13 protein-coding genes are annotated in these 13,573 nt (G+C 63.8%); 4 read left to right on the top strand and 9 right to left on the bottom strand.

Features of this window, described 5'->3' with window-relative positions:
• Positions 1-286: 286 nt before the first annotated feature.
• The 3 genes from RCH07_RS18185 to RCH07_RS18175 all read right to left on the bottom strand — a co-directional run bounded on the left by RCH07_RS18185 (position 287) and on the right by RCH07_RS18175 (position 3,621).
• Positions 287-1,609: an MFS transporter gene (locus RCH07_RS18185; RefSeq protein ID WP_326968898.1), complete on the bottom strand. Its 1,323-nt coding sequence runs from the start codon at positions 1,607-1,609 to the stop codon at positions 287-289.
• Entirely contained in the window at positions 1,606-2,835 is a 1,230-nt protein-coding gene (argE, locus tag RCH07_RS18180; RefSeq protein WP_326968897.1) for an acetylornithine deacetylase, read from the bottom strand. The genes RCH07_RS18185 and argE overlap by 4 nt, the downstream gene beginning before the upstream one ends.
• A 171-nt stretch (positions 2,836-3,006) precedes the next feature.
• Positions 3,007-3,621: a helix-turn-helix domain-containing protein gene (locus RCH07_RS18175; RefSeq protein WP_326968896.1), complete on the bottom strand. Its 615-nt coding sequence runs from the start codon at positions 3,619-3,621 to the stop codon at positions 3,007-3,009.
• Between the two features lie 249 nt (positions 3,622-3,870).
• Here RCH07_RS18175 and RCH07_RS18170 point away from each other — a divergent pair, with 249 nt between their 5' ends.
• Positions 3,871-4,077, top strand: a complete 207-nt coding sequence (locus RCH07_RS18170) for a DUF2945 domain-containing protein (RefSeq protein WP_326968895.1) — start codon at positions 3,871-3,873, stop codon at positions 4,075-4,077.
• Positions 4,078-4,081: 4 nt separating this feature from the next.
• Positions 4,082-5,281, top strand: coding sequence for an NAD(P)/FAD-dependent oxidoreductase (locus RCH07_RS18165; RefSeq protein WP_326968894.1), 1,200 nt, complete (start codon positions 4,082-4,084; stop codon positions 5,279-5,281).
• A 106-nt stretch (positions 5,282-5,387) separates the two neighbouring features.
• Here RCH07_RS18165 and RCH07_RS18160 read toward each other — a convergent pair whose 3' ends face one another.
• Complete coding sequence (locus tag RCH07_RS18160; RefSeq protein ID WP_326968893.1) at positions 5,388-6,464, bottom strand: exonuclease domain-containing protein; 1,077 nt, start codon at positions 6,462-6,464, stop codon at positions 5,388-5,390.
• Between the two features lie 353 nt (positions 6,465-6,817).
• Here RCH07_RS18160 and RCH07_RS18155 point away from each other — a divergent pair, with 353 nt between their 5' ends.
• Positions 6,818-7,909, top strand: coding sequence for a type I restriction endonuclease (locus RCH07_RS18155; RefSeq protein WP_326968892.1), 1,092 nt, complete (start codon positions 6,818-6,820; stop codon positions 7,907-7,909).
• Complete coding sequence (locus tag RCH07_RS18150; protein WP_326968891.1) at positions 7,906-8,574, top strand: hypothetical protein; 669 nt, start codon at positions 7,906-7,908, stop codon at positions 8,572-8,574. The genes RCH07_RS18155 and RCH07_RS18150 overlap by 4 nt, the downstream gene beginning before the upstream one ends.
• A gap of 65 nt (positions 8,575-8,639) precedes the next feature.
• Here the strand turns inward: RCH07_RS18150 and RCH07_RS18145 are convergent, their stop codons facing one another.
• The 5 genes from RCH07_RS18145 to RCH07_RS18125 all read right to left on the bottom strand — a co-directional run.
• The gene (locus RCH07_RS18145; RefSeq protein ID WP_326968890.1) at positions 8,640-9,698 is read right to left on the bottom strand and encodes a hypothetical protein; all 1,059 of its coding nucleotides are present in this window, start codon (positions 9,696-9,698) and stop codon (positions 8,640-8,642) included.
• A gap of 45 nt (positions 9,699-9,743) precedes the next feature.
• A complete protein-coding gene (locus tag RCH07_RS18140) occupies positions 9,744-10,601 on the bottom strand; it encodes a phosphatidylinositol-specific phospholipase C/glycerophosphodiester phosphodiesterase family protein (RefSeq protein WP_326968889.1) in 858 nt (285 codons plus the stop codon).
• A 241-nt stretch (positions 10,602-10,842) separates the two neighbouring features.
• Positions 10,843-11,322, bottom strand: coding sequence for a GNAT family N-acetyltransferase (locus tag RCH07_RS18135; RefSeq protein WP_326968888.1), 480 nt, complete (start codon positions 11,320-11,322; stop codon positions 10,843-10,845).
• Positions 11,323-11,394: 72 nt separating this feature from the next.
• Entirely contained in the window at positions 11,395-12,873 is a 1,479-nt protein-coding gene (locus RCH07_RS18130) for an HNH endonuclease signature motif containing protein (protein ID WP_326968887.1), read from the bottom strand.
• A 41-nt stretch (positions 12,874-12,914) separates the two neighbouring features.
• A partial coding sequence (locus tag RCH07_RS18125) for an aminoglycoside phosphotransferase family protein (protein ID WP_326968886.1) occupies positions 12,915-13,573 on the bottom strand: 659 nt, incomplete at its 5' end.

Below are 13,573 nucleotides of genomic sequence, written 5' to 3'. Positions count from 1 at the left end.
GCCGCCGACGACACTAAATCAAGACCCCGCGGCAAAAAACCCTTCTCGTCACGCCCAAAGACGCCCACACCGCCAAACACTGCGACGCATAACACCCCTACAGCGAACGCCTCCTTCCGGGTGTTGGACACAACGTTCCGCAGGAGAACCCGGACGCGTTCGCACAAGCCGTGCTGAGCCTGTTCGGCTAGGTGCTTCGACGTTGGACCTTAGAGGTTGGCCCCTCAGGGCGGGAGTTTGAAGTATGGGTTCCCGCCACTTGGGCGGGAACCCAGCCCTGCTTGGATCAGGCCTGGCGGTACACCTTCCGGGAAATGGTGAGGCTGGCCAAGGCGATCACTGCAACCGCAACGAGGTAGAAGCCCGGTACCAGCAGGGAACCGGTGCTGCCGATCAGCCAGGTGAGGATGAAGGGAGCAAAACCGCCAAAGACGGTGACCCCAATGTTGTAGCCCAGCGAAAGTCCCGTTGAGCGGATGCGGGCCGGGAACATCGCGGACATGATGGCTGGCAGCGGCGCGAAGTAGGCAGTGGCCAGGACCGACAGCACCAGTTCCACCACGATCATGGTGGGCAATGCGGGCGCCGCGATGAGCAGCATAAACGCCGGAACCCCGACAATCATGGACCCAACGGCAGCCCAGGTCATGATCCGGGCCGGCCCCATTTTGTCCGCGAGCATGCCGATGAACGGGGAACCGATACTCATGACCACACCGAAGATCAGGGTGGAGAGGAATGCCACGGATTTCGGCATCCCAAGATTCACGATCGCGTAGGTGGGCATAAAGAGGGCGATGTAGACGCCCACAGATCCCAGGGAAACGACGCCGACGATGGCCCAGAGCCGGCCCCGGTTGCCGATGAACGTCTCCCGCAGGGGCGCCGTGGACCGTTCCATGGCGAGGAACTCCGGGGTCTCCTGCATCTTGGACCGGATGTACCAGCCCACGGGACCGAGTGCCAGCGCGAAGATAAACGGAAGCCGCCAACCCCAGGAGTCGAGCGCCTGGGTGCTGAGGTAGGTGTTCAGCACGAACCCGAAGATCCCGGCGAGCAGGATGCCGCCGCCCTGGGTGGCCACCTGCCAGCTGCCGTAGAACGCCTTTCGGTTGGGTGCGTACTCGATCAGATAGGCCGTCGCGGTGCCGAATTCACCGCCGGTGGCGAAGCCCTGCAGCAGCCGCGCCACCAGTACCAGGATGCTCGCCGTGACCCCGATGGCAGCGGCCGTGGGAGCGACAACAATAATCAACGTTCCGACGAACATAACGAGGATGGACACCAGCATGCCCGCCTTACGGCCGGCCCTGTCGGCGTAGCGGCCGATGATGATGCCACCGAGGGGACGCATGATGAAAGAAACTCCGAATGACGCGAAGGCCAGCAGCAGCGACGCCGTTTCATTCGTCGTCGGGAAGAATAGCTTGGAAATGGTGACAGCGAAGGTGCCGTAGACGATCAGGTCGAACCATTCGAGTCCGTTGCCGATGGAGGCTGCGACGACGGCCTTCCGGGCGTTGCTTTGTTCCAGCGCCAGGGCGGCCGGCGAACGCGTGTCGGCGGCCTGGCCGCTGGAACCGAGGCTGGGGGCGGTTTGATGGCTCATGGCTGGGCAGTCCGTTCGGTCGTAGCGAGGTGGGCGGCGAGAGCCTGCAAAAAACGCTCGCAGGCGGCGATCTGGGTCAGTTCGATGTATTCGTTGGCGGTGTGGCCTTGGTCCATGCTGCCGGGCCCGCACACCACGGTGTCGATCCCGGCCCGCTGGAAGAGTCCGGCCTCGGTCGCGTAGACAACTGTCTCCTCGGCAATGATGCCGGTGAGGTCCTGGGCCAGTTCCAATCCGGCGCGCGGGCCCTCGGGGCTGAGTCCCGGCACCTTACCCAGCGGGACCATGCGGATATCAGCCGAGGGATTCTCCTGCTGGATTTCGGCCCGCAGCTGGGCCAGATCGTCCTCGACGCGGGATGTGAAGGCATCCGGGTCGTCGCCTGGAATGGTCCGGAACTCAAACTCGAAGTCGCACTTTTCGGCAACGGTATTCACTGCGGCCCCGCCGCTGACGACGCCGACATTGGCGGTGGTGTAAGGCACCACAAAACTCTCGTCGAAGGGGCCGGAGAGCCGGTGTTCGTCGGCGAGGGAGCGGATGAATGCAATGGACCGGGCCGCGTACTCGATGGCGTTAACGCCGGTGGAGGTCATGGAGGAGTGGGCGGCAATCCCGCTGACACTGACGCGATAGAGCTGGCTGCTCTTGTGCGCTGAGACCGGGCGCATGCTGGTGGGCTCGCCGACAAAGCACAACCGGGGACGGATCCCGCGGGCGGCGATCTCGGCCAGCAGGACGACGGCGCCGTGGCATCCCACCTCTTCGTCGTAGGTCCAGGCGAAGTGCAGCGGTTCTGCCAGCGGACGGGAGAGGAATGCCGGCAGGAGGCCCAGGATTGCGCCGCTGAAGGCTTTCATGTCCGTGGTACCGCGGCCGTAGAGCCGCCCGTCGCGGACCTCGGGTGCGAACGGGTCGCTGTCCCACGCCTGACCGTCCACGGGGACGACGTCGGTGTGCCCGGCGAGCATGATGCCGCCGGTGACGGCGCCGTCGTGGGCCGGAATCGTGGCGAAGAGGTTGGCTTTGCGGCCGTCCGGGCTGGGGACGATCAGCGGCGTGAGACCGTGAGCGGTGAGCTCGTCCGCCATGCTGCGGATCATCGCAAGGTTGGAATTGCGGCTGGTGGTGTCGAAGGCGACCAGTTTTTTGGCCCAGTCAAGCGCGGCGGCGGTGGGGGCGGTGCTGGCTGGAACGGCGGTTGCCGGGGCGGTGCTGGGCGTCATGGGCAGGTTCCTTGGAGTGGTGGACGGGCCGGGGCTGGATGGCCGGCTGCGGCGGCGTCGGCAGCCGGCTGGCTCCACGCGCTCCCATCAGTATTTGGCCCAGCCACCGCTCAAGTCAACACTTTGAACGCAATTCATTCATTATATTGAACGCCCTGCGGAAGACGACAACTAGAACGACGGCGGCGTCATGGCGCCGATCAGCACCGCATCTTCCATCGTTGAGTTGCGGTACCAGTGCGGCAGCGAGGAGTCGTAGGTCAGCGAATCGCCTTCCTCCAGGTCGTATCCCACGCCGTTGACGCAGACGTGGAGCCGGCCCTGCACCATGGTCACGCACTCCTCGCCGGCATGCTTGAAGGGAGCATCCTCGTTGTCCCATCCAGCCGCAATCTGGGCCCGGAGCATGCCCAGCTGGCCGCTCATGTGGGGTGTCAGGAGCTCATAGATGAGGTTATCCTCGGCAACTTCGAGGCGCCGCCTGTCGGCGCGCCGAACCAGGGCCCCGCCCTGATCCTTGGTGTCAAAAAAGCGCCCGACCGGCACTTTCAGGGCCTGGGACAGCTTGATCAGCGTGGTCAGTGACGGATTGCCTTGGCCGCGCTCGATCTGGCTGAGCAGACCCGGACTAAGGCCGGCCGCCGCCGCCAGGCTCCCGATGCTGTACCCGGCCTCTCGCCGCAACTGCAGGACCAGCGCCCCCACCACTGTCATGGCGCGTTCCGCCTGATCCTCCACGCCGGGGGATTCCAGTCCTGCGCCGGGACCGCCGTCGTGATTCTCCATTCCTCGATCGTCCGCCATAGTGAAGATATCGTCAAGATAATGAATCCGAGGGGAGCCGGCGGACTAACGGCCAGGCCGCTCCACCCGAGTTCGCCTACGCTCTTCGCGTTGGAATCCCGCGGAGGCCTGGTGTGGATAGCCGCCGTCGCTGATCGGACAATACCCAATAATGCTCATCATGCTTACTATTGAAGCTCCGGTTGCCGGTCAGCCATGCGCTGCTGGAACCGCCGTATCCGAGGAGTGCCGATGTCGCTGAGCAAGGGAACACCCGTGGAATGGAACACGCCTCAAGGCCCCACCCACGGCAAGATCGTGCAGAAGAAGGTCACTGATTTTGAGCTGGACGGACACACGCACCGGGCCAGCGAGGAGGAGCCGCAGTATGTGGTGGAGTCCGCCAAAACCGGGGCTCGGGCCGCGCACAAAGCCTCCGCCCTGACCGTGAAGAAGTAGCGCCGTGGCCGGGCAGCACCACGACGTCATCATCATCGGCGGAGGCAACGCCGGCGTCTCCCTCGCAGCACGCCTTGTCCGCTACGGCGTGAAGGATCTGGCCGTGGTGGAGCCCGGGGACCGCCACTTCTACCAGCCGCTGTTCTCCCACATCGCCGGAGGGAGGGCGAAGGCCTCCGACGCCGTCCGCCCCCAGCGTTCCGTCATGCCCCGTGGGGTGAATTGGATCCGGGACGGCGCCGCGGACATCGACCCGGCCAGCAACATGGTGACCTTGGCCTCGGGCACCCGGCTGGGGTATGGCCACCTGGTGGTCTGCCCCGGGCTGCAGCTGGACTGGGATGGGATCCCGGGCCTGGCCGACGCCGTTCATTCCCCGTCCGGCGCGTCCCACTATGAATTCAATCTGGCAGCCAAAGCCTGGACGCTTCTCAGCAGCCTCAAGACCGGGACCGCCGTTTTCACCATGCCCGCCGGGCCCATCAAGTGCGGGGGCGCCGCGCAGAAACCGATGTACCTGGCCTGCGACTACTGGCGCGAGCAGGGAGTGCTCCAGGACATCCGGGTAGTCATGGTGCAGCCTTACCCCACCGTATTCGGTGTGCCAGGAGTGGATGACGAGCTGAACCGCAAGGTTGCCGAGTATGGCATCGAACTGCGCCTGGACAGCGAGCTGGTTTCGGTGGCGGCCACGCAACAGACCGCTATGATCCGGAACAATGCCACCGGCTCCACCGAGGAACTGCGCTACGACGTGCTCAATGCCGTCCCGCCGCAGTCGGCGCCGGACTGGCTGAAAACAACGGACCTGCCCGCCCAGGGTGACGCCGGCGGATTTGTGGAAGTGGACCCGCAGACCCTCCGGCACGTCAGGTTCCCGAACGTCTGGTCTTTGGGGGATGCCGCGGCAACCACCAATTCCAAGTCCGGCGGTGCGTTGCGAAAGCAAACAAAGGTCCTGGCCAAGAACCTGGTTGCTGCCTTGGAGGGAAATCCCCTCACAGAGAAGTACGACGGATACTCAGTGTGCCCGTTCACGGTTTCCCGTTCTACGGTTGTCTTCGCCGAGTTCGATGACCAGTATCGGCCCATGCCCTCTGTCCCGAAGGTGCCAACGTGGAAAGAGAGCCGAGCATCGTGGGTGGTGGACCGCGATATCTTCCCCCAGGTCTACTGGAACCTGATCCTGAGGGGCCGCGCGTAGTTGGTGCTGGTCGCTGACGATGCCGCTGGCGCCCACCAGCCCAGAACCAGCGAGGACCGGACCTTGACGTCGAAACGGTACAGCCGCGCAGTGAGACGGCCAACGGTTACTTCAGGCCAAGAACGCTCTTCAGCTTGACCAGCCACCGAGGGCCCTCAGGAAGTTTGTCCAATCCGTGCTGAACGGAATGTGCACTGGAGGGCCTCGGATGCGACACTTCCACGTTGACACCCGGGCGTCCCAAAAGCTGAAGGAATTCCCGCTCGCCCAGCACCGTGATGTGTTGGCCGAGGGCGATGTAGTCGAGCGCCTTGCGTTCTTTACCGGAGGCGCCCAAGTCTCCGGCATTCGCCGAGTGTGCAGAGTCTGAGCGCCCGACGACGACGTAAGTGGTTTTCTTTGTGATTCCCTGACCGTTGGTCGCTCCGCAGTCCGCGACCGCGGCCATGGCGTCAAGCCTTGTGAAACGCTGCAGCTCGCCTGTGAAGCAGAATGTGTGGCCAAAGAAGGGATGCCGCGGGTCAGCGGAGGCATTGGGTTGCGGCAGATCAGCAAGGCGCAGGGTGCGGTCGGTCGTGTAGTTGACTTGCCCGCCGACCGGGATCAGCGGCTTACCCGGCTCAAGCCTCCTGGCTCGTTTCGCTCCGAGCGGGGCCGCCCACATGTCAGCAACGGACTCGAGTTGTCGCATGCGGGCTATGGTCAGCACCACGTTGGCGCAGGCGATCGCATCCGCACCGGCCTCGTGGTGTGCAAAGAGCGGGAGGTCCAAATGATCCGTGACGTCGTTCAACTTGTGACGCGGGAGATCTAGATGCCCGCGGGCGAGTTCCAGTGCGCAATAGAACTCGTGCCGAGGCAGGACAATTCCAGTCGCTTCGGTAGCGGCCCTCATGACACTCGCATCGAACCCGGCGTTGTACGCCACGAAGTGGCCGCCAGCAGCGAATCGGAAGATGCTCGCGAGTGACTCTTCCCAATCACGGGCGGTCACAACGTCTTGTGCACGGATGCCATGAATGCCGACGTTACGGGGTTCAAAGTGATCGATGCCCCTGGGCGGTTTGATCAGCCAAGATGCCCGTTCGACGATCTCTCCCCTGACAACCCGGGCCAGACCGACCGCGCACACCGAACCGCGTTGGCTGTTGGCCGTCTCAAAGTCGATGGCAGTGAAGCTCATTTCACGCACTGATTCCCCCAGTTTTCCGATTCCACACACACAGTTTCAAGAGTCTTAGACGTGCTCGCCCATTCGTACGGGCTGAGGAAAGGATACTCGGCCGATTCACCACGATCTCTTTCGCTCCAGGTGATGCTCTGCAAGTCGGTGCCGTCGTCGCTGAGCAGAAACGGGACGAAGGGGGCGAACTTCGCCGCGGTGGCGGGCATCGGGACAGCGGCCTGTCTCAGCGGGGCGAGTCGTTTCGATGGCAGGGAATCTCAAGCGCGAATTTCGCCGCCTGGTAGTACTTTCATCAAAGTGGCACAGGGCTGCGCTACGGTGGGCAGCACCATCAATTCTCAGGGGGACAAATGGATTTTGCAGAAAAACTATCAGCTTTGGCAGCAAAGGTGCGTCAACAGCGGGGCGTGATCCAAATCGAAGAGGCAACAAAAAATGCCTTTGTCATGCCCTTCATTTCCACGATTCTTGGCTATGACGTCTTCAACCCCATGGAAGTCGTACCGGAGTTCATCGCCGATGTAGGGCTCAAAAAGGGCGAGAAGATCGACTATGCGATCGTCAAGGACGGCGAAGTCCAGATCCTGATCGAGTGCAAGAAGTCCACGGAACCCGTGAAAATCGAGCACGCATCTCAGCTGTTCCGGTATTTTGCCGTAACCAGCGCTAGGATCGCCGTTCTTACCAACGGCGAGGTGTACCAATTCTTCACCGACCTCGATGCACCAAACCGCATGGACGCCAAGCCGTTCCTCGTGCTCGACCTGAGTGACATCGACGAATCCCTCATCCCGGAACTGCAAAAACTCTCGAAGGACGTCTTTGATCTCGACTCGATCATCAGCGCGGCTGGCGAACTGAAATACATCGGTGAGCTTAAGAGGACCCTGGCGGCACAATTCAAAGAGCCGGAGGACGAGTGGATCAAGTTCCTCACCGGCCGCGTGTATACGGGTGCGTACACGCAGAAAGTGCGTGAGCAGTTCACCACGTTGGTAACCAAAGCGTCAAAGCAGTTCCTGAACGACCAGGTGAACGAACGGCTGAAGAAAGCTCTCGGCGCGTCGACCTTTCCGCAAAACGAGGACGCCACAATGGCTGCCACGGTCACCAGCGCACCCGTAGCGGAAGCAGACCTTGCCGATGCTGACGGCATAGAAACGACGCTGGAGGAAATTGAGGGATACCAGATTGTGCGGGCCATCGTCTGCAGCGAAGTCAAGCCCGCACGTATAGCGCAGAGAGATGCCAAATCGTATTTCGCGGTGCTGTTGGACGACAACAATCGCAAGCCGATCGCGCGCCTGCACTTTAACCGCACCCAAAAGTACATCGGAATTTTTGACGGCAACAAGGAAGAGACCAGGATGCCGATTAGCTCGTTGGAAGAGATCTACGAGCACACGGAAGCACTCCGAGCCAGCGTGAAAAGCTACCTGTGAATGCGACCGCTCCCGACCTCGACCGACTCCTCATCGCCATTGCGGCCCTTCCGACACCCTGGAAGAAATGGCCTGGCGGTTATAAGCGCATGGATTCGGCATTGGTCGATGCGGTCATGTCGATCCGTTTCCGGTACGGCAGACCACGCAACGACGGGTCGTGGACAGGCGCCCGGGGCGCCGTTCTGCGGTACGAGAAACACTCGGAGCACATCATCGATTCAGAGAGGATGAGCTATCTGGCGGGCCAGGACCCGCTTGCACTCGAAAAGGTCCTGAATCGCCAGAAAGTGCACGCAGGGAAGACAAAGGCTCTTGCCATCGTGGAAGCGGCCAAGCGCTTCGTGGCCATTGGGGTAACCGAGGCAGCACATCTTAGGCCAAGAGACGCTGATCACAGGACTGGGTACACAGGAGTCTCAGGCCTCGGCTCTGTTACGTGGGAGTACTTCACGATGCTGCTGAACCATGACGGCGTGAAGGCAGACACGTGGATCACTGACTTCGTGGCGCGCGCGGTTCGGCGGCGAGTGCCTTCTGAATTTGCCGGCGCCCTCGTCAAGGAGGCTGCGGGGAAACTCTACGTGGGGCAGAAAGAACTCGACCACGCCATTTGGAGCTACGCCAGCACTACAGGGCTGAAGGACATGCCGGAAATACCCTGAGCCACCGGGGGCAGGCAAGCGGACGACGGCGGGACCTCCCGCCGTCGTCCGCTTCCGTCCGGTGCCTACTGGCTGAAGGGGACTTTTTCCCAGGCCAGAACATCCGCGCCATCGGCACTGTTGCCGGCGACGGTGAACCTAACGAAGTTGGTGGCGTTGGCGGATCCGTCCACGGTGATGCGCTGCAGGTCATCGGCGGCGGGCTGGCCGTAGATGTCCAGCCAGGGTGAGCCCTCCGCGAGCGGCTGGTTCTCGGCGAAGACGTGGCTGTCGCCGTTGATGAGGTAAACCGGGGCGTCGAAGCTGTTGGTTTCGTCGATAACAGCCTGCACGATTTCGCGGAAGCCGGACATGGTGTCCGGATTGGCGGTCGCGGCGGCGAGGAGGGACGGGTCGAACATGTCGGCCTGGGTCATCAGGACAATGGCACGGTCGTTGCGGCGTTCGGCGTCAGCGAAGGTGTCGCGGATCTGGGCAAGGACGGCGTCCGTCCGGTGCCTAACTTCGGCCAACTGCTCGGGCGTGGCCGTGGTTTCGCCCAGGCCCGTCCACGGCTGCAGCGAGTTGTTGCTGCCCTGGATATTCAGCACGGAAAACGCCACCCGGTTCTGGGTGAAGCGGACGTTTTCCGGCAGTCCGAGGTCCGCCTGGGTCTTGACAGGCATGGTGGCGCCCAGGGTCTTGCCGGACTCGTCGAAGAAGATATCCCGCAGCTTGTCGAGCCGTTCCAGCGGGTTGTAGGCGCCGTTGTTGGTGCGGTGGCAGTCCACCCATTCGTTGTCGCCCGGGGTGAAGACCAGCGGGTGCTCGAAGGTGTCGAACTGCGTGCGGATGTTCTCGAAGTACTCGTCCGAGCAGACCGAGGAGCCGTTCTTGATGTCGCCCACGTGGGTGACAAACTTCAGCGCGCTGTCGGCGTTGATGTCCTGGATGCGGGCGGGGAACTTCGCGATTTCGGCCTCGCCGTAGGGGATGTCGCCGATCACGCCGAACGTGAACCCCCGGCTCTTGGAAGTGCTGTCGGCGGTGTTGTCGGCGGCGGCGGCAGCGGGCTGGGACGCAAGGAGGCCGAGCGCCAGGACGGCTACCGCCGCAGTCGTCGTTTTGATGGTTTTTGAAGGCATGACGTATTCCTCTTCTTTGCGGGGTTGGGGCCTGAGGTGTGCGGCTTAGGCCGCGCGGGCGGTCAGGAACTGCTGCAGTGCTGCGAGGTCGTCGGTGTTGATGTGGTCCACGCCGGCGTCGAAGAGTTCGTTCCAGATGGCTTCGCGTGCGGTGCCGGGCGTGTCCGGGGTGGCCCAGAAGCGGACGCGGTAGCCATTGGCGTGCGCCTCGGCCACGTAAGCGCGCAGCTTGGCGCGCTCGGCCTCCGGCATGGGGCCCACGCCCTGCCAGGTGAAGAGCTTGGTCCAGTTGTCGCTGACCAGCGGCATCAGGCCGGCAGGCTTTCCGGAGGTGAGGTCTGCGGAGCGGCCATCGTAGAAGCTGAAGCGCTTCTCCTGTGCCTGCATGGTGGCCAGCGGACGGTTTCCGCTGATGACCGCGGTGACCGGGCCGGTCTTGGTGGCGCCGTGGCTGTAGCGGCTCATGATGTCGCGGTGCTCGGCCAGTTCCTGCTCGATTGCGGCGTAGGTGGATTCGCCGTCGCTCTTGATGTCGATCAGAAGCTGCAGGCTGCCGTCCCACTTCGGGTAGACGCTGCGGCCCTGGCCGCGGACCAGGTCCTGGAGCGGATCGAGGTAGAGGCTCTCGAGCGTAACGCCGGGCTGGACATCCTTCAGGTCGTGGGCAACCAGCAGCTCGCCGCCCACCAGCCACACGTCCGCTTCCACGCTGGTGAAGCCATGCTCCAGCGCATCGAATAGGGGACGGTCATGCTCATAGTCGTTGTGCGCATGCGCCTGGGCGAGGGGCTGGCCAACGACGACGGGAGCCGGCTTGGTAGCCTCTGCCTGGGCAGGGGCTGCTACTGTCCCGGCCAGGGAGGCAAGGACGGCGACGGCGGCAAGGGTGCTTTTCACAAACACGGAGTACTCCTTAATTAAATACAGGGGATTCTCCGCCCGGGGCACATGGAACCTGCCGGGCAAAAGGGGACGTGAAAAGACTGCTGGTCGCGGGAGAACGCTGGAGGGCGTGTTGGTTGCTGGTGGGTGAACTGGGAAGGATCATTAGCGTGGTGGGGCTGAGTGGGGCCCTGAGAGTGGTTCCCTAAGTCAGCCTTCCAGGATCTGCCGGATCCCCCTCGCCGTGAACAACGGGCCCGTTTCAGAGTTCCCGGTAGTAGTAAAGCATTGGGTCTCTTTGATTGGGTTCAGTGTTGCTGAACCCGTGCGCTTCGTAGAAACGTCGTGCGTCGGTATCCTCGCCGTCCACGTTAATCTCGATGAGCGAGCCGCCCCGGTCGCGTACCAAGTCGAGTGCCGCGTTCAAGAGAGCGCTGCCGAGGCGGTGACCGCGCAGCTCCGGACGGACGTAAAGCTCGTCGAGGATCGCGACCGGCCCTGGGTACCAGACGTTGGGCCGGAAACTCAGCACAGCAACGCCGCTCGCTGGCTCGCCGATCAGCAGGACCACAACGTCGTCCCCCGCCAGGAGGAGCTTCAATCGCGCTTGGAGCTCGCGGACGCCGGGGGTCGGCGTCGAGAACTCAGTGTTGAAGTCATAAAGCATCCGGGCAACGACAGCGGCGTCGGCCATCGTCGCCCGCCGAGGCCGCTGACCGCCTGGAGAATCGTCGGGAGTCATGTCTTCATCATGCGCAGCCGGCAGAACGGCGTCCACCTGTGGCTGGACGGGCAGGAATATGGAGCGCCGACCCTACGCCGCGATGAACAGTTCCCAGTCAGGAAAGGGATCCACGGGCAATGGTGGCCCGGTCTCGCCGGGTCCGACGGCACCGGCAAGTTCGTCCGGCAAGTCGGGCGGTTTCAACTCCCAGCCTTCACCCGCGCGGCCGAGGTGCTGGGGCCAGTGTGGCGGTTCCCAGTCTTGTTGTTCGCTGGGGTAGGAGCGTCCCGCGGGTGAGATCCAGCCAGGTGGCTGGTCCCGGGTCGCATCTCCCGGCTTCCACGCTGTGGTGTGTCTGAGTCGATGGTGACGCCGGCAGGGCTGGCCCAGGTTAGTGACGCCGGTGCCGCCGCCCTCGGACCAAGCCAGCACGTGATCCGCTTCGTTATCCAGGGAATGGTTATTGCAGCCCGGAAAGGGGCACCGGCCGTCCCGTAGCCGCAACCATTGGCGCATCGCCTTCGGAACCCTGTAGCTGGTCCGGCCGATCTCCAGCGGCGCTCCGCTGCGCGGATCGGTCAGCACACGCAGGAACGATCCGGCACCATCCCCCACCAGCCGGCGGGCCATGGACGGCGGTACGGGACCGTACCCATCCAGCGTGGCCGGTTCCGCCACGGCGCCCAAAAGAGACAGCACCGGTACGGTCACCAGGACCTGCGCCGTGGGTGACGGAGTTCCCTCCGCCACCCCCGCCAGCAGCCAGTCAGCGGCGACGTCCGCGCGGAGCTGGGTCAGGGTCCGGGATTCATTCGGCCCCTGCAGTGCACGGGCCGCTTCCGTGGCACGGGACCATCCAGCCACCGCCACATCCGCCGTCACATAGGCCGAGAGCCAGGCCATACCGTCCCGGTCCGGCATATATTCCAGCCGGCGGTCCTCCACTCCCTTGCGGTGGCGCGCTTCGATGCTTACAGGATGATGCACCTCACGCCATCTGCGCGCTTTGGCCCGAAACCTGCCCGGCACCAGCTCCCCCGCAGGGCATCCACGCGCGGCAAAGGCAGCTTCGGGGTCCAGGAAATGAGCCTCCAGAGCAGCCGCCGCGGCGGGGTCCAGACCGGACGTTTCATCACACATCACCCGCGCGTGTTGCCAGGAAATGCTCCCTGCCTGCAGCGCAGACAGCGTCAGGGGCAGCCCGGTGGTCAGGGTGGCTGACTCCGCCAGGAGCGCCGCCGCCGATCTTTCACTCACGGTCAGGACACAGGCCACCTCTGCTGTCACCGCCATTTCCTGGGCGGTGCGCTCCTGCGGGGAAACGGCTGGAGCGGCCATGTCGGAGGCAGCGCGCGCGTATCCGGCGGCGAAGTGCACTTTCAGCGCGGCCAGCCTGGCTTCCACGCTGGCCACCTCAGCCATGCCGTCCAAGCACGCGTCCGCTTCGTCCCGAAGAGGGTCAGCGCTAGTCGGGGCCGCGTTCCCGGCTCCGCAGCCGGCGAAAGCGGCCAGCCTGGCAAGGGAGGCCTCGATGGCCTCCAACGTCTCCGCAGCTACTCTGCCTTCCATACCCACAGCATGGCAGGAGCCCCCGACAATTAACGCCGGCGTCAGAGTTGCAAGCTAGGTCCGTCATCCAGTATCTGCCTGATCCCGAACTTTCCTGCGCCGAACATCCGCGGATTATCGTCGGAGTTGCTCAGCATGGCGGTGGACAGGATGAGGGCCCAACCACGCGCCCTTATCCAGGTCTCCCCATCCGCTGCGGAGCTAAAGGTGCCCATGAAGCGGCGGCGAGTGCCGGCGTCGAACATCAGCCACCCCACCGCAAGATCGGCGGCCGGGTCCCCCGCCCCGACGTCGCCGAAATCGATGACACCGGCCAGCGAGCCGCGGTCCGTCAGCAGGATGTTGCCGGGGTGAAGGTCCCCGTGGAGCATTATCGGCGGACCATCCCAGGCTTTGGCGGCACAGGCCTGCGCCCACACCGCTCTCAACGCTGCCGCCTGCGGGTAGCGTTCGCGGTCCACGAGCCATTCCAGTACCGAAGCGTCACGATCCAGCAGCGGCACCCCCCGGAAAGGGTTCACCGGGACGCCGGTTTCGGCGGGCACGTGAAGGGACAGCAGGAAATCGGCCAGACCTTCAGCGGCCGGCCCGCGGCCTGCGGGGCCGACGTCGGCCGCGGCGGTTCCGGGGACCCACCGCACGATGCTCCACGGGTAGGGAAAGTCCGGCGTCGGCCGGCCGGCATGGACGGGGACAGGAA

The organism is Arthrobacter sp. CG_A4 (assembly GCF_035985125.1).
In the GTDB taxonomy this organism is placed as follows: Bacteria; Actinomycetota; Actinomycetes; order Actinomycetales; family Micrococcaceae; genus Arthrobacter.
The sequence above is the reverse complement of the archived record's forward strand: the minus strand, read 5'-3'. Positions and strand labels throughout refer to the sequence as shown.